14 protein-coding genes are annotated in these 16,313 nt (G+C 70.8%); 9 read left to right on the top strand and 5 right to left on the bottom strand.

Annotated features, from left to right (window positions below; genetic code table 11):
* Nucleotides 1–374 precede the first annotated feature (374 nt).
* Complete coding sequence (locus LGR69_RS15020; protein ID WP_230366489.1) at nt 375–1,085, top strand: ParA family protein; 711 nt, start codon at nt 375–377, stop codon at nt 1,083–1,085.
* Here the strand turns inward: LGR69_RS15020 and LGR69_RS15015 are convergent.
* Nucleotides 1,076–2,461 (bottom strand): M20/M25/M40 family metallo-hydrolase, encoded by a 1,386-nt coding sequence (locus tag LGR69_RS15015; protein WP_091861211.1) that lies wholly within the window; start codon nt 2,459–2,461, stop codon nt 1,076–1,078. The two genes, LGR69_RS15020 and LGR69_RS15015, sit on opposite strands and share 10 nt — an antisense overlap.
* Nucleotides 2,462–2,692: 231 nt before the next feature.
* On the opposite strand from LGR69_RS15015, the gene LGR69_RS15010 reads away from it, so the two are divergent.
* The 4 genes from LGR69_RS15010 to LGR69_RS14995 all read left to right on the top strand — a co-directional run bounded on the left by LGR69_RS15010 (nt 2,693) and on the right by LGR69_RS14995 (nt 6,939).
* On the top strand, nt 2,693–3,217 hold the full coding sequence (locus tag LGR69_RS15010; protein WP_091861208.1) for a (2Fe-2S)-binding protein: 525 nt from the start codon (nt 2,693–2,695) through the stop codon (nt 3,215–3,217).
* The gene (locus tag LGR69_RS15005) at nt 3,214–4,221 is read left to right on the top strand and encodes an FAD binding domain-containing protein (RefSeq protein WP_230366488.1); all 1,008 of its coding nucleotides are present in this window, start codon (nt 3,214–3,216) and stop codon (nt 4,219–4,221) included. Before LGR69_RS15010 ends, LGR69_RS15005 begins: the two co-directional genes overlap by 4 nt.
* Before the next feature lie 8 nt (nt 4,222–4,229).
* Nucleotides 4,230–6,482 carry a xanthine dehydrogenase family protein molybdopterin-binding subunit gene (locus tag LGR69_RS15000; protein WP_230366487.1) on the top strand — a complete coding sequence of 751 codons (2,253 nt, stop codon included), beginning with the start codon at nt 4,230–4,232 and terminating at the stop codon, nt 6,480–6,482.
* A gap of 301 nt (nt 6,483–6,783) precedes the next feature.
* A complete protein-coding gene (locus LGR69_RS14995) occupies nt 6,784–6,939 on the top strand; it encodes a hypothetical protein (RefSeq protein WP_230366486.1) in 156 nt (51 codons plus the stop codon).
* A gap of 11 nt (nt 6,940–6,950) precedes the next feature.
* Here LGR69_RS14995 and LGR69_RS14990 read toward each other — a convergent pair whose 3' ends face one another.
* The 3 genes from LGR69_RS14990 to LGR69_RS14980 form a co-directional block, all read right to left on the bottom strand.
* Nucleotides 6,951–7,631, bottom strand: a complete 681-nt coding sequence (locus LGR69_RS14990; RefSeq protein ID WP_230366485.1) for a glutathione S-transferase family protein — start codon at nt 7,629–7,631, stop codon at nt 6,951–6,953.
* 172 nt (nt 7,632–7,803) lie between these two features.
* Entirely contained in the window at nt 7,804–9,291 is a 1,488-nt protein-coding gene (locus LGR69_RS14985; protein ID WP_370881364.1) for a M48 family metalloprotease, read from the bottom strand.
* A 5-nt stretch (nt 9,292–9,296) separates the two neighbouring features.
* Nucleotides 9,297–10,145: a thermonuclease family protein gene (locus tag LGR69_RS14980; RefSeq protein ID WP_230366483.1), complete on the bottom strand. Its 849-nt coding sequence runs from the start codon at nt 10,143–10,145 to the stop codon at nt 9,297–9,299.
* Nucleotides 10,146–10,705: 560 nt separating this feature from the next.
* Here LGR69_RS14980 and LGR69_RS14975 point away from each other — a divergent pair.
* The 4 genes from LGR69_RS14975 to LGR69_RS14960 all read left to right on the top strand — a co-directional run bounded on the left by LGR69_RS14975 (nt 10,706) and on the right by LGR69_RS14960 (nt 15,311).
* Nucleotides 10,706–11,116 (top strand): helix-turn-helix domain-containing protein, encoded by a 411-nt coding sequence (locus LGR69_RS14975; RefSeq protein WP_007567652.1) that lies wholly within the window; start codon nt 10,706–10,708, stop codon nt 11,114–11,116.
* Between the two features lie 169 nt (nt 11,117–11,285).
* Nucleotides 11,286–12,464, top strand: a complete 1,179-nt coding sequence (gene metK / locus LGR69_RS14970; protein ID WP_007567650.1) for a methionine adenosyltransferase — start codon at nt 11,286–11,288, stop codon at nt 12,462–12,464.
* Nucleotides 12,465–12,659: 195 nt separating this feature from the next.
* Complete coding sequence (gene trmB / locus LGR69_RS14965) at nt 12,660–13,394, top strand: tRNA (guanine(46)-N(7))-methyltransferase TrmB (RefSeq protein WP_230366482.1); 735 nt, start codon at nt 12,660–12,662, stop codon at nt 13,392–13,394.
* 201 nt (nt 13,395–13,595) lie between these two features.
* Nucleotides 13,596–15,311: a sensor histidine kinase gene (locus tag LGR69_RS14960; protein WP_230366481.1), complete on the top strand. Its 1,716-nt coding sequence runs from the start codon at nt 13,596–13,598 to the stop codon at nt 15,309–15,311.
* Between the two features lie 12 nt (nt 15,312–15,323).
* On the opposite strand, the gene LGR69_RS14955 is transcribed toward LGR69_RS14960, so the two are convergent.
* Nucleotides 15,324–16,154 carry a hypothetical protein gene (locus LGR69_RS14955; protein ID WP_230366480.1) on the bottom strand — a complete coding sequence of 277 codons (831 nt, stop codon included), beginning with the start codon at nt 16,152–16,154 and terminating at the stop codon, nt 15,324–15,326.
* Nucleotides 16,155–16,313 lie beyond the last annotated feature (159 nt).

Below are 16,313 nucleotides of genomic sequence, written 5' to 3'. Positions count from 1 at the left end.
CTAAAATAATCCGATATTTATGTATTGATAAATTCCTTGACACTCCGATTGTGTCTACGCTATGGCCCGATCAGTATCAATAATGATGCGGATCGGACGCCGCGTATCCGAATGCAGGGCGGCCGGTCATCGCGCAGATCAGCGTGAGGCCGGAGATCAAATGCGGTCGGGACGCGGCCGGCTCGTCTTCAGATGCTCGGATCGTGTCCGGATAAGCTGGGTTCAAGCCTCCGGTGTTCATGATCACATCGTCATGGTAGCTGGGCTACGGTCGCCGGTGCGGTGATCGCACACGCAACACGGGTACGGACAACCATCTTCCGGCGCTGCGACGATCGCGGGGACCGGGCCCGAGATCGACAGGCAGGAGAGGCATGGATCCCCAAGGATCCGAACAGGTATCGGAGCGCGCCCTGCGCCGGAGCACCCAGCCGCGGATCCTCGCGGTGGCGGTGCAGAAGGGCGGCACCGGCAAGACCACGCTGGCCGCCTCGCTCGCCGTCGCGGCGGCGCAGGCCGGCGAGCGTGTGACCGCCCTCGACCTCGACCCGCAGGGCTCCCTGGCCGGCTGGGGGGCGCTGCGCGAGCGCAACGCCGTGGCGGTCGACCGGATCCAGCCCTGGGAGATCGGCCAGCTTCCCGAGATCCTGGACCTCCTCGGCCAGCAGGGCACGACCCTCGCGGTGCTCGACACCGCCGGCAGCTCCGCCGGGCTGGCGCCGGCCCTGAAGGGGGCGGATTTTGTGCTGATGCCGGTGCGGCCCTCGCGCCTCGACATCGTGGCGGCGCGCCCGACCCTCCAGGCCCTGATGAATCTCGGCCTGCGCGGCCGGTTCGCCCTGGTGCTGAACCAGTGCCCGCCGCCGCCCTCGCCGCGCACCAGCGCCTATGCCGCGCAGTTGCGGGCGCTGGGGGTGCTGGCCGAGCCCGGCATCATCCACCGGGTCGACCATCAGGACGCCCTGGCGACCGGGCTCGGCGTCACGGAATACGCGCCCGCGAGCCCCGCCGCCGAGGAGATCCGGGCCCTGTGGGCCTGGATCGACGCGAAGATGCCGGCGTCCCGCCCTGACGATCAGCCCTGACCGAGCGCCGCGAGGATCCGCGCCCAGGAGCGCGTGCCCTTGTGGAAGCTCGTCAGGTCGTACTTCTCGTTGGGTGAGTGGATCCGGTCGTCGTCCAGGCCGAAGCCGATCAGCAGCGTGTCGCGGTTCAGGAGCCGCTTGAAGTCGCCCACGATCGGGATCGAGCCGCCGGCGCCCACGGTGACGGCCGGCACACCCCATTCCTCGGCGAGCGCCGCCTTGGCGGCCCCGAGCTGCGGCATGTCGAAGGGCAGGCTGATCGCCCGCGAGCCCTTGTAGGTGATGACATCGACCGTGCAGTCCGACGGCACCCGTTCGCGCACGAAGGCCTCGAACCGTTCGGCCAGAACCTTCGGGTCCTGGTCGTCCACGAGGCGGAACGAGATCTTGGCCGAGGCGGTTGAAGCGATCACCGTCTTGGTGCCCTCGCCGGTATAGCCGCCGATGATGCCGTTGGCGTCGCAGGACGGACGCGACTGCACCAGCTCGATCGGCATCCGCCCGCGCTCGCCGGCCGGCTCCTTCAGGCCGATCGGCCCGAGCAGGGTCTCGGGCGTCAGCCCCAGGCCGCGCCACTGCTCCAGCACCTCGGGCGGGCGCTCGTGCACGCCGTCGTAGAAGCCCGGGATCGTCACCCGCCCGTCCTCATCGTGCAGATCGGCGATGATCTTCGACAGAACGTGGATCGGGTTGCGGGCGGCGCCGCCGAAGAAGCCCGAATGCAGGTCGCGGTCGGCACAGGTGACCTTCACCTCGAAATACGCGAGCCCGCGCAGCGACGAGGTGATCGCCGGCGTGGTCCGGTCCCACATGCCGGTGTCGCACACGAGCACCACGTCGCAGCCGAGGCGGTCGCGGTTGGCCGCGACCCATTCGGGCAGGCCCTGCGAGCCGCTCTCCTCGGCGCCCTCGATCAGGATCGTGACGCCGCAGGGCAGCTCGCCGCTCATGGCGATATGGGCCCGGCACGCCTCCACGAAGGTCATGACCTGACCCTTGTCGTCGGAAGACCCGCGCCCGACGATGGTCTTGCGACCCTCCGCATCCGACGCGATGCGCGGCTCGAAGGGCGGCGTCGTCCACAGGTCGAGCGGGTCGACCGGCTGCACGTCGTAATGGCCGTAGAACAGGACGTGCGGCGCGCCGGGCTTCGGCTTGGTCGCGAGCACCACCGGGTGCAGCGAGGTGTCCTCCACGGAAGTCTCGAAGCCGAGCGCCGTGAGGTCCTGGGCGAGCCAGGCGGCGGCGGCCCGGCAATCGCCGGCATGGGCCGGCTCGGTCGAGATCGACGGGATCCGCAGGAAGGCGAACAGCCGCTCCAGGGCGTTCTCCAAGTCCGTGTCGATGTCGTTGAGGATCGCGTCGAGCGCGGCCATCGGGAGCTCCGGGATGCGGCAGGGATTTTTTCGCGACGACAGGGTTAGCCGAGGCGGGGCGGGCCCGGCAACGGCCGGATGTCCGGCCCTGAGACCGATCGTCCGCGGAACAGGCGTAGTTTGGAATGGTTATCGATCGACTGGCCCCGTGGGCGCCGGCTCGTCGCCGCCCCAGACCGATCTTCCGTTCCCCGTCCGGCCCCGCGGCCGGCCCAGATCGTGGACGACAGCATGCTCCTCGAAAACAGTCCGCCGGTGCGGGCCGACACCGCGCTCGACATCACCCTGACGATCAACGGGCAGCGCCGGGCGCTCAAGGTCACGCCCTGGACCACGCTGCTCGATCTCCTGCGCGAAAAGCTCGACCTCACCGGCACCAAGAAGGGCTGCGACCACGGCCAGTGCGGCGCCTGCACGGTGCTGGTGAACGGCACCCGGGTGAATGCCTGCCTAACGCTGGCGGTCATGAAGGACGGGGCCGAGATCACCACGGTCGAGGGGCTTGCCGGCCTCGGCGACCGGGGCGGCAGCAACGCGCTCCATCCGATCCAGGAGGCGTTCATCGAGCACGACGCCTTCCAGTGCGGCTACTGCACGCCGGGCCAGCTCTGCTCCTCGGTCGGCCTGATGAACGAGGGCCACGCCCATAGCCGAGAGGAGATCCGCGAGGCGATGAGCGGCAACCTCTGCCGCTGCGGTGCCTACACCAACATCGTCGACGCGATCGAGGACGTGATGCAGGGAGCCGCCCGATGAACCGCTTCGATTATGTCCGCGCCGGCACGGTGGCGGAGGCGGTCCAGGCCTACGGGGCGGGCGCGCGCTTCATTGCGGGCGGCACCAACCTGATCGACCTGATGAAGTACGATGTCGAGAAGCCCGGCCGGCTGATCGACATCACCCGGCTGCCCCTCGACGGCATCGAGGCGCATGAGGGCGGCCTGCGGCTCGGGGCGCTCGCGACCAACGCCAAGGTCGCCTACGACGACCGGGTCGCCGCGCAATACCCGCTGCTGCGCAACGCCATCCTGGCCGGCGCCTCGGCGCAGCTGCGCAACGCCGCCTCCACGGGCGGCAACCTGCTGCAGCGGACCCGCTGCTACTATTTTTACGACACGGCCACGCCCTGCAACAAGCGCGAGCCCGGCACCGGCTGCTCGGCGATCGGCGGCGTCAACCGCATCCACGCGATCTTCGGGGCGAGCGACTCCTGCATCGCCACCCACCCGTCCGACATGTGCATCGCCCTGGCGGCGCTCGAGGCGACGGTCCGGGTGAGCGGGCCGCAGGGCGAGCGGACGATTCCCTTCGCGGATTTCCACCGGCTGCCGGGCGATAGCCCTGAGATCGACACCAACCTCGCCCCCGGCGAGATCATCGTGTCGGTGGACCTGCCAGAGAGCAAGTTCCCGCAGCACTACACCTATCTGAAGCTGCGCGACCGGCTGTCTTACGCCTTCGCGCTGGTCTCGGTGGCGGCGGGCGTCGAGCTCGACGGCGACACGATCAAGACCGCCCGGCTGGCGCTCGGCGGCGTCGCCCACAAGCCCTGGCGCAACCGTGAGGCCGAGGCGCTGCTGGAGGGCAAGCCCGCCACCCGCGAGAGCTTCCAGCAGGCGGCCGGCCTCATCGTCTCCGAGGCCAAGCCGCAATCGGCCAACGGCTTCAAGATCGACCTCGCCCGGCGGGCCATCGTGCGCGGCCTCGAACAGGCCGCTGCCGGCACGCCCCAGTCGCTCAGCGACAAGCGCATCCAGTAGGCATCCCGATGACCCAGACCTTCAGCTCCACCGGCCACGACACCTTCGTCGGCAGCCCACGCAGCCGCATCGACGGACCCGCCAAGGTCACCGGCCTCGCCAAATACGCCGGCGAGTTCGCCGCCCCGGATCTCGCCTACGGCTACGTCGTGTCCAGCGCCATCGCCAAGGGCCGGATCGCGGGGATCGACTCCGCCGCCGCCGAGGCGGTGCCGGGCGTCCTCAAGGTGATCACCCACGAGAACCGCCCCCGCACCGCCTGGCGCGACAAGAACTTCCAGGACGCGGTGGCACCCCCCGGCTCGCCGTTCCGCGCCCTCTATGACGACCTGATCGTGTTCAGCGGCCAGCCGGTCGCCCTGGTGGTGGCCGAGGATTTCGAGACCGCGCGCTACGCCGCCTCGCTGATCCAGGTCCGGTACGAGGCCCAGGAGCCCGAGACCGACCTCCACGCCGTGCGCGGCGACGCCTACGATCCGCCCTACAAGCGCGAGGGCATCAAGCCGCCGCCGGCGCCGTGGGGCGACGCCGACCAGGCCTTTGGCAGCGCGCCGATCCGCGTGCAGGGCGCCTACACGCTGGCCAACGAGCACCACAACCCGATGGAGCCGCACGCCACCACGGTGGTGGTCGAGGAGGACGGGACCTACACGGTCTACGACAAGATCCAGGGCGTCTCGAACAGCCACCAGTATCTCGCCAACGTGTTCGGGCTGAAGCCCGACCAAGTGCGGGTGCTCAACCCCTATCTCGGCGGCGGCTTCGGCTCGGGCCTGCGCCCGCAATACCAGGCCTTCCTGGCGATGCTGGCCGCGCAGGAGCTGAAGCGCTCGGTCCGGGTGACCCTGACCCGCGACCAGATGTGGTCCTTCACCTATCGGGGCGAGGCACTGCAGACGGTCTCCCTCGGGGCCGAGGCGGATGGCACCCTGACGGCGCTCCGGCACGATGCGGTGCAGGGCACCTCCCAGTTCGAGGATTACCAGGAGGTCATCGTCAACTGGTCGGGGGTGCTCTACCGCTGCGATAACGTCGCCCTGACCTACCGGATCGCCAAGCTCGACACCGCCACCCCGGGCGACATGCGCGCCCCTGGGGCCGTCACCGGCGTCTTCGCCATCGAGACCGCGATGGACGAGCTCGCCTACGCGACCGGGATGGACCCGATCGCGCTGCGGCTGAAGAACTACGCGGACTCGGACGCCACCGCCGAGGGCAAGCCGTTCGGCTCCAAGGAGCTGAAGGCCTGCTTCACCCAGGGCGCCGAGCGCTTCGGCTGGTCCAAGCGCAGCCCCGAGCCGCGCTCGATGCGCGAGGGCCGCGAACTCGTGGGCTGGGGCGTCGCCACGGGCGTCTGGGAATCGATGATGATGCAGTCGAGCGCCATCGCGACGCTGACCGCGGATGGCCGGCTGATGGTCGGCAACTCCACCGGCGATATCGGCACCGGTACCTACACGATCCTGACCCAGATCGCCGCCGACACTTTGGGCCTGCCCATGGAATCGGTCACGACCAAGCTCGGCGACACGCGCCTGCCCGAGGCACCGGTCGCCGGTGGGTCCTGGACCGCGGCCTCATCCGGCACCGCCGTGATGAAGGCCTGCCGCAATGTCGGCGAGCAGGTGTTCAAGCTGGCCCGCGGCCTGGAGAACTCGCCGCTCGCCAATGTCGATGTCGACCGCGCCGTCTTCGCGGACGGACGCATCTCGGTGGCGGGCGATCCCAGCCGCAGCGTCTCGCTGGTCGAGGTGATGCGCGCGGCCGGCGTCGACAAGGTCGAGGCGGTGGAGCAGGCCGGTCCCGACAAGGACTTCAACGAGACCTACCAGGCCTACACCCACGGGGCGATCTTCGTGGAGGTGAAAGTCGACGAGGAGTTGGGCCAGGTGCGGCTCACCCGGGTGGTCTCGGCGATCGCGGCCGGCAAGATCCTCAACCCGAAGACCGCGCGCAGCCAGATTCTCGGCGGCGTCGTGATGGGGATCGGCTCGGCGCTGGAAGAGGAGTCGATGCTCGACCACCGCTTCGGCCGGTTCATGAACCACAATCTCGGCGAGTATCACGTGCCGGTCCATGCCGACATCTACGACATCGACGTGATCTTCGTGGACGAGGAGGACAAGGCCAATCCGCTGGGCGTGAAGGGCCTCGGCGAGATCGGCATCGTCGGCACCGCGGCGGCGATCACCAACGCGGTGTTCCACGCCACCGGCAAGCGCGTCCGCGACCTGCCGATCACGATCGACAAGCTGCTGTGACGGGCGGCCGATGTTTCCCGTGAAACATCGGCTGCTTTTTTAACCTCCGCGAGTCCCATCGGAAGGCCCGCAGCACGAGAGTGCTGTGGGCCTTCTGGCTGCTTGGCTGTCGTGCAAACCGCGGCGTCATTCGCGGTCATCGCAGGCGAGCCCCGGATGACAGAGAAGGTGGCATCGGCCGGTTTGACCGAGACGGGTATTCGGCGCCTGCCACCGCCTACTCACCATGGATGAGCGCCAGCGCACCGATCCGTTTACCGGTCGGGCGCATCCTGCGGGTCTCTTGCGAAGGAGACCTCCCATGGAATCGGTCTATCGCGGCTTCGAGACCTCGCTGCTCGGTCTCGCTTTCTGTCTCGGCCTGGGCGCCTGCTTCACGCTCGGCACGCCGCCGGCATCGGGCGACGGGTTCGCCGTCACCCTGCCGATGCTCTCCGTGACGCTCACCGGGCCCTGAACCGGGCCCCGTTACGCGGCGCTCTGAGGTGCGCGGAACATGAAGGTGCGCGCCTCGTCGTCCATCTCCGACTTGAAGGTGTGGCGCCCCTTCAGCGCCTCGGCGGCCTGCGCGGCCGGGCGGGCGTTGATCGCGTCGAGGTGGCGCTTGACGTGGGGCAGGGTCGCGAAGGCGTCCTCGCCCAGCACGAACGGCACCATCCGGGCCCAGCCCCACACGGCCATGTCAACGATCGTGTAGGTCTCGCCCAGCACGTAGGCGCGCTCCGCGAGGCGCGTGTTCAGGATGTCCCAGTGGCGGCGCGCCTCGAAGGCGTAGCGCTCGGTGGCGTAGGCGCCGCCGTTGGGGGCGAAGTGGCGGAAATGGACGCATTGGCCGGAGAAAGGCCCGATGCCGGTGGCCACGAACATCAGCCAGGACAGCATCTCGCCCCGCACCGGCTCGCCCTCCGGCAGGAACCGGCCGGTCTTGCCGGCGAGGTAGAGCAGGATCGCGTTCGAATCGAACGCCGTCACGTCGCCGTCCACGATGGTCGGCACCTTCGCGTTCGGGTTGAGGGCCGTGTAGGCCGGGTCGAATTGCTCGCCCTTGCGCGGATCCACCGGAACCGGCTCGTAGGGCAGGCCCATCTCCTCCAGGCAGAGGGCGACCTTCATCGGGTTGGGGCTGAGATTGTAGAAGAATCGAATCACGGCGCTCTCCCTGACGCATCGCCCCGCGCGGGGCGACCGGCTCGCGGAAAAAGGTGATGTCCATCAAGCGCTTCGCGCGGCACCTCGGAGACCTGACCCGGGACGACGGTCGAGCGCTGCCGGACGGTCGTCCGGGGCGCGGGCGCGCGCAAGACGCGGCAGAGCGGGGCGGCTATTCCACCACGATCTTGTAGCTGCGGCCCGGCACCAGCGCGGCGCCGCGCTCCAGCCCGTTGAGGACCAGAAACCGGTCGAGCGCTCGGTCCGGCACCGCCATGCGGCGGGCCAGCTCCTCGGCGCTGGTCGATCCGGCCTGCACCACCTGCAGCCGCAGGGGCCGCAGCACCGCCTCCTCGGGGGTAATCGCCCGCAGACTCGCGACCCAGGGGCGGAAGGCCGGGTCGGGGTCGGTGGCGCCCTTGGCCGCCATGATCATCCGGAAGGCCGTGTCGCCGATCCGGATCGCCCCGAGCCGGAAGGTCCAGTCCTTGCCGCGCGACAGCGCGAAGGCCGCCGGGTGGCCGCCGACCTCGCGGGTCTCGAACCCGGCCGGGTCGAGGGCGTCGTTCCAGCTGCCCCTGAGCGCGACGTCGAGGGGCTGGCCCTCCTTGGCCTCGATCTGGTCGAACAGCAGCCGCCGGTTGCCGTCCGGGGTGGTGCCGAGCACCGCCGAGCGTGTGTTCTCCAGGACGAACCCGTCCGGCACGTCGAAGGCGATGCCGAGCCCGGGATGGACGAAGCGGTGGCCGCGCACCGCGCCGTCGCGCGGGTTGTCGCCATACGGGAGCCCGTCCACCGCCGCGAGGTAATGCGCCCGGTCATCGGCCCCGATGCCCGGCGCCCCGATCCGGCGCGCCGCCCGGGTCACCTGGGTGACACGCTCGGCGGTGCCCGGATGGGTCGCAAGCATGTCGGGCTCGCCCGCGGTGCCGCTGCCGGCCTTCAGGTTGGTCGAGCGGTTGAGCGCGGTGAGGAAGCGGCCGGCGGCGAACGGGTCGTAGCCGGCCTTGGCGAGGGTGCGGACCCCGGTGGCGTCCGCCTCCAGCTCCTGCTCCCGGGAGAACCGGGCCAGCGCGAAGCGCGACTGATGCTGCAGCTGCGCGCCCGTATCGGGATCGTTCAGCACGTCGGCCACGACCCGGCTGACCAGGGCCGAGCGCAGTTCCAGCTCGCTCCGGGCGGTGGCGTGGTTGAGGGTGACGTGCGCCATCTCGTGGGCGAGTACGGCCGCGACCTCGGAGGTGTCGCTCGCCAGCGCCACCAGCCCGCGGGTGACGTAGAGCCGCCCGTTGGGCAGCGCGAAGGCGTTGACCACGGGCGAATCGAGCAGCGTCACCGCGTAGGCCTGGTCCGGCCGCTCGCTGGCCTTCACCAGCCGGTCGGTGACCTCCGTGAGCATCCGCATCACGTTGGGCGCGCGGGCCTCGCCCCCGAACGAGGCCACGAGCTTGAGGTGGTCGGCATCGGCGGCGCGCTCGCGGCCGGTGGTGCGCGGCGCCTCGGCCGGCACCTGGACCACGGCCGGCGTCACCGGACCGGTCGCCTGGTCGGCCACGCAGGCGCCCAGACCGACAGCCAGAAGCGTCGCCCCGGAACAGGCCGACGCCAGGCCGCGCAAGCGCCGCCTCACCACTCGCATTCGCTCCGTGATCCCGCCCATCGCGATCAGCGCCGCAGCCCTTGTTCCTCCGCCGGCTCGGCCTCGCGCCGATCCGGCTCACCCAGGATCTCGACCGCGTCGGCGTTGGCCTCCAGGGTCGGGCCGCGCCAGACTTCCAGGATGCCGCGGACCCGCACGCGCCGGCCTTCGAGCGAAGGCGCACTCAAACCACGGGCGAGCATCATTCGCCAAGTGCGTTTCGATACCGTGACCGTGAGCCCGTCCTCGCCGTGGACCACGAAGTCGAGATAGGTGCGCGCGCTGCGCTCGCCGACATGGCGGATGCGGCCCTCCACGACGGCGAAGCGCCCCTCCCGCGCCCGGAGCGCCGGCCCGTCGGCGGCCTGGGGCACCGGATCGCGCCACAGGCCGAGCCGCCTGTCGCGGGCGGACGCCTCCACGGCGCGCAGGGCCGGGCGGCAGAGCGAATCGCGCTCACCGGCATCCGCGAAGGCCAGCCCGGCCGCGATCAGGCCGCCCGCAAGGTCGATGTCGGTGTCGGCCACCTGGATGTCGGCCCGCTCCCGGCCCCAGCGGTCGGGCTGCCCGCGCGGCACCACGACCAGGCTGTCGCCGCGCCGCGTATCGAGCCAGGCGCGCGCGGCCTCGGCGATCTCCGGGGTGTCCGGCCAGTGCAGGGATTCGAGCACGGCGCGGCCGCCCGAGGCGAGACGGATCTCGCCGCGCGGCCCGATCCCGTCGAGGATCTCGGTTCGCGCCGGTCCCGGCCGACACTCCGCCGGCGCGGCGAGACACGGCGCGGCAAAGCCCGCGGCCGCGAGGATCGGCACCGCCATCGCGCGGGCCGCCCGGCCCCGTCGCCCGCCCGCCGGCCCGTCGCCTGTCCGGATCATCGAACCCCCCGGCCGATCATGCCCCGGATCGCGCGCGCGCACACCGCGCGGTTGGCCTGTCCGGGGGTTGATGCTATGGGGATTCTGGTCGTCTCCGTAGCTCAGCTGGACAGAGCACAGGTTTCCTAAACGGTCACAATTGGGCGTCGCGTCGGGAAACTGCGCGGCGGATCCGCTCAAAGTCGGGGAAAGCTCCCGGCGCCGGCATGCCGGCGTCCTGCCGATCCCGAGCCAAGCCCGCCCGACGCCTCGGCGCCAGCGGGAAGGTGTAGAGACTAGACGGGCGGCACCTAACGGCCGGGCGCAAGCCGGGCCCATGGTGAAGGGATAGTCCAGGCCACGAACGCGGCCCGCAGGGGCGGCGGCGGCGAAAGCCGAAGTGGTATGAAACCTGGGGTCGCAGGTTCGAGCCCTGCCGGGGACACCAGAACTCAGTCCGTCGACGGGAATCGGCGCCGCGGCAAAACATTTACCGCGATGGTCACCCGCCGGTGACACGGCCTCGCTATGCGGTTAAGCTTCGCCGCCCGAAAATCGCGGCAGGAGTGGGCAAGTTCTACATGGCGGGTCAGAAAACCGATCAGCGTGACGTGTATGTCGGTCAACGCATCGCCGAGCAGCGCCGCAAGGCATCGCTGACGCAGCGTCGCGTCGCGCAGAGCTTCGGGATGTCGGCGGCGCAGCTGCAGAAGTACGAGAAGGGCACCAACCGGATCAGTGCCGTCCATCTCGACATCTTCTCCCGGATGACCGGGGTGCCGATGGATTACTTCTTCAAGGGCATGCCGCGGAACGACGACTTCACCGCGCCGGGCTTCTCCGAGCCGGATCAGACGCCCCTGTCGGCGGAGGACGGGCTTCAGGGCCTGGCCGAGGTCGTGGGCCGCCACATCACCGAGCATTTCTCCGAGGAAGCCCGCCGGGACGTCGCCGCCGCGATCCGGGCCCTGGACCACAAGCTCAACGGCTGAATGCTGAGTTGTGCCGAGGACGGGCGTTTTTTCACCCGTTTCGTACGTTATAGCGGATCCGTTCGGCGATCCGGGTTGACCGTCATCCGGCCCGGTGCGAGAACCCCGACCCCATAGAGGGTCGAACGCCGCGATCGCGACGGCGTACCCGTGCTCGGGATCCGTCCACATGCCGCGTTCCAACTACCTGTTCACCAGCGAGTCGGTGTCCGAAGGCCATCCCGACAAGGTCAGCGACCGGATCTCGGATACGGTGGTGGATGCCTATATCGCGGCGATGCCGGAGGCGCGGCTCGGGGTCGAGACCCTCACTACCACGAACCGCGTCGTGATCGCGGGCGAGGTGCGCGGTCCGGATTCCGTGACCTTCAAGGATCTCGAGGAGCTGACCCGCCAGGCCGTGAAGGAGATCGGCTACGAGCAGGACGGCTTCCACTGGAAGAACAACGAGGTCGCGATCTACCTGCACGCCCAGTCCGCCGACATCGCGCAGGGCGTGGACGCGGCCGGCAACAAGGACGAGGGCGCGGGCGACCAGGGCATCATGTTCGGCTACGCCGCCGACGAGACCCCGGAGCTGATGCCGGCGCCGCTGTTCTACGCGCACAAGATCCTCAAGGACCTCGCCGACGCCCGCAAGAAGGGTGAGGGCGATGCCGGCAAGCTCGGCCCCGACGCCAAGAGCCAGGTCACGGTCCGCTACGAGAACGGCCGCCCGGTCGAGGCGACCCAGATCGTGCTCTCCACCCAGCACCTCGACGAGTCCCTGGACTCGGCCGACGTGCGCGCCATCGTCGAGCCCTACATCCGGGCGGCCCTGCCGCAGGGCTGGATCAACGAGGGCACCGTCTGGCACGTCAACCCGACCGGCAAGTTCGTGATCGGCGGCCCCGACGGCGATTGCGGCCTGACCGGCCGCAAGATCATCGTCGACACCTACGGCGGCGCGGCCCCCCATGGCGGCGGCGCCTTCTCGGGCAAGGATCCGACGAAGGTCGACCGCTCGGCGGCCTATGCCGCCCGCTACCTCGCCAAGAACGTCGTCGCGGCCGGCCTGGCCCACCGCGCCACGATCCAGCTCGCCTACGCGATCGGCGTCTCGAAGCCGCTCTCGATCTATGTGGACCTGCACGGCACCGGCCAGGTCGACGAGGCCAAGCTCGAGGCCGTCCTGATGGACGCCATGGACCTGTCGCCCCGCGGCATCCGCACGGCGCTCGGCCTGAACAAGCCGATCTACGCGCGCACCGCCGCCTACGGCCATTTCGGCCGCGCGCCGGAGGCCGATGGCGGCTTCTCCTGGGAGCGGACCGACCTCGCCCAGAAGCTGAAGTCGGCCCTGTCGTAAGGCGGCCCGCGCTCCAGCGCCGAACGACCCGCCAGCGCGCCGTCCCCGATTCGGGACGGCGCGCTGGCGTTTTTTTGAGTCCCGGTTTCAAAAGGTCTTGGACCTTTTGCGGGAGCGGGGCAGAGCCCTGCCTCGGGGCCGCGAGCCCTCTGGAAACCCGTCCTTGCCCGTGTGCGGACGACGCGTTGGTAGCCGATGTCTGACCTGAACGGACGACCCGGTCGCGAGGCCGAGGAGCCGGAGCGCGCCTTCTTCGGGCGGCGCAAGGGCAAGCGCCTGCGCGGCCTGCAGGAGCGGCGCCTCACCGAATTGCTCCCGGCGCTCCGCGTCGATCTCCCGCCGGACGACCGGCCGCTCGATCCGAACACGCTGTTCCCGGCGCTCGGCGGCGCGCCGGAGGCGGTTTGGCTGGAGATCGGGTTCGGCGGCGGCGAGCACCTCGCCGCCCAGGCCGAGGCCCATCCCGGGATCGGGATCATCGGGGCCGAGCCGTTCGTCAACGGCGTGGTCAAGCTGCTGGCCGCGATCGAGGCGCGGGGCCTGCGCAACGTCCGCATCCGCGACGAGGACGTGACCGCCCTACTGGCGCGCCTGCCGGATGCCTGCCTGGACCGGGTCTACCTGCTCTATCCCGATCCCTGGCCGAAGCGCCGGCAGCGCAAGCGCCGCTTCGTCTCGGATGCCTCGCTCGCCGAGATCGGCCGGGTCCTCAAGGATGGCGGCCTGTTCCGCTTCGCCAGCGACATCGACGATTATGCCGGCTGGACCCTGGTCCGGGCCGCCCGCTGCCCGGTCCTGATCTGGACGGCGCGGCAGGCCGGCGACTGGACCCAGCCCTTCCCGGGCTGGCCCGGAACCCGCTACGAGGCGAAGGCGCTGGCAGCGGGCCGGCGCCCGACATATCTGGAATTCGTGCGCCGTCCGCGCTGAGCGGCCAGCGCCGGGGCACCCGCGCGGTCCGAGCGCGCCCGCATCCCGTTCGGTTTCGCACGGACGGGTCGCCGCATCGGAGCGGGACGCCTTGCAACGGTCACGCTCGGGCGCCATCCTGAGTTGCCTTCGCGGTCCGGACCGCGGCAGGGGGGCATCTCGTGCGGGAGCGCGCCGCGGCGCGTTCGAGGGTTTTTCCGAGTGGACGAGAGCGTGGGTCAAGACCCGGCGGCGGACGACCCGTATCGCGCGGGCTTCGACGATGCCGCGATCGGCCTCGTCGTGCTGTCGGCGGACGAGGCGGCGATCGTGGCCGCCAACCGGGTCCTGCACGACCTGCTCGGTTGGGCGCCGGGCCTGCTGGCCGGACGCGCGACCGCGGATCTCCTGGCCGACCGGCCCGAGGGGCTCGGCGACGGCATCCAGGCCTGGCGCCGGGCGGACGGCACCGTGCTGGACGTGCGCGTGCGGCGCTCCGGCCGGACCCTGGTGGTCGAGGCCGTGGATGCGGACGCGGCCGCCCATTCCGAGGCCAACCGCGAGGCCCTGGAGACCGCCGGCCTCGGCGAGTGGCGCTGGGACCGGGCGACCGGCCTCCTGACCCTGTCGCGCCGGGCCGCCCGGATCCTGGGGCGCCAGCCCGGGCGCTCCGTGCCGTGGGACGAGCTCAAGAGCGGCCTGTCCGATCCCGAGCTCGCCCGCCTGGCCGCGACCGTCACCGAGGCGTGCCGGGCCGGCCAGTCCTACCATTTCGATACGCCGGTGACCGTCGCCGGGCGCACCGTGATCCTGCGGGTGCGGGGCCAGGCCGTGCCCGGCCGCGACGGCGAGCCCGCCAGCATGGTCGGCGTCGTCCAGGACATCACCACCCGGGTCGAGGCGCGGGACGAGATCCTGTCGCGGGATCAGCGCCTGCGGGTGGCGACCACCATCGCCAAGCTCGGCATCTTCGAGTGGCACATGCTCGAGGACCAGGCGATCTGGGAAAACGAGCACATGTACGAGATCTTCGGGCACGCCCCCGAGGACGGCACCATCGGCAAGAACGAGTTCCTCAACGACATCCTCCACCCGGACGACCGCGCCGCGGTCCGCCACGCGATCTCGAAGGCGCTGCGCGAGGACGGGATCCTGCAGATCGGCGGCCGGATCCGGCGGAAATCCGACGGGGCCTGGCGCACCATCGACATGGCCGGCCGGTTCGAGCGGGACGCCCCCAGCCGCCTGCCGCGCCGCCTGATCGGCGTGGTCGCCGACGTGACCGACCGGCGGATCGCCGAGGAGCGGCAGAGCCTGCTGATCCGCGAGCTGCACCACCGGGTGAAGAACACGCTGGCCACCGTGCAGGCGATCGTGGGCTCCACGGCCCGCACGGCCTCCAGCATCGAGGATTTCTACGAGGCCTTCGTCGGGCGGATCAAATCCCTCGCCCACACCCATGCGGTGCTCACCGAGGATACCTGGCAGACCGCCTCGCTGGCCAACCTTCTGCTCAGCGAGCTGAAGCCCTACGCGGAGGTCTCGGTCGAGGGCGGCGCCGAAGGGCGGATCAGCCTCGAAGGGCCGCCGATCGACCTGCCCTCCGAGATCGCGGTGCCGATCGGCATGGCGATCCACGAACTCACCACCAACGCGGCGAAATACGGGGCGCTCTCGAACCGCACCGGGCGGGTCGCGGTGACCTGGTCCCTGGAGGCCGGGGGCGCGGCCGGGATCCTGCGCTTCCACTGGCGCGAATCGGGCGGCCCGCCGGTCAGGCCCCCGAGCCGCCAGGGCTTCGGCTCGCGCCTGCTGCAGCGGGTGCTCATCACCCAGGTCCAGGCCGAGGTCGAGACCGATTACGACCCCGAGGGGTTCTCGCTGACCATGCGGGCGCCGATCCCGCCGCGCAACGACAGCCTCAACCCGCTGGCCTGAGGGGGCGCCCCGTCAGGCGGCGCCGCGCGTCCCGGATTCGCCGCCGCCGTCGACGAACGCCTTCAGCTCGTCCAGCGACGCGAAGGTGAACCGGCCCTGCGGGGTCTCCGCCTCGATCGAGCCGTCCTCGAACATCACGTAGGTGTTGCCGCCGGAGGCGTAGCGCCCGACCACGGTGCGGGTGTCGGGCTTCGGTTCGGGCTCGGGTTCCGGCGCCGCGTCGAGACTCGGGCGCAGGGCGGGAGGCTCCGAGGGCGGGGCCGGCTGCGGGGGCGCTTCGGGGGCGGCGAACAGGTCGTCCTCCGGGCTGCGCTCGGCCGCGGGGGCCGGGGCTGCCTCCGGAGCAGGCCGATGGGGCGGCTCCGGCTCCACGATCGGGGCGGCGGGAAAGGCCTGGATCGGGAAGTCCGATTCGACCGGGGTCGGCCTCTGCGGCTCGGCCGCCCTGGGGGGCTCGACCGGGGTGGACGGGGTGTCGTCGAGCAGGCGCAGATTGGGTTCGATCCGCGGCCGCTCGGGGTCGAAGGGCGGCTCGACGATCGGCGGCACGATGAAGGCGGGGGCGGCCGGCAGCACCGGCGGCAGCCGCGGTGCGCTCTCGGTAACGGGGCCGGCCTCGGCCGGGGCCAGCGCCGGGCGCTGGCCGATCACCCGCTCCAGCCGGCGGAACACGAGGGCGAGGACGCTGATCCCGAACAGCACGGCGCCCGACGAGGCCGCGACCGAACCCGCGATCACCATCGCGAGGCCGCTCTCCAGACGCACATAGGGGAAGCCCTGGATCACGGCGGCGCAGCCCCCGATGGCCATGGCGGCAGCGAGCGCGAACAGCGCAGCGATCATGTTACTCTCGAGACACGGGCCGGCTAACCGCCGGCGCTTAAGGCGTGGCGCACAGTAAGGCCTTGCCGTCATATTGCAAAACCCGGCGGTGAGATTGCCCGGGATACCGGTTCTTGCAGGTTGTCGGGCCGGGCGCCCGGGGCTTCCTCGCCCGGCTGC

The sequence above is a fragment of the Methylobacterium brachiatum genome (genome assembly GCF_020523825.1).
Taxonomy (GTDB): Bacteria; Pseudomonadota; Alphaproteobacteria; order Rhizobiales; family Beijerinckiaceae; genus Methylobacterium; species Methylobacterium brachiatum.
Note: the sequence above shows the minus strand (reverse complement) of the source record. Positions and strands in the feature narration are given on the sequence as shown.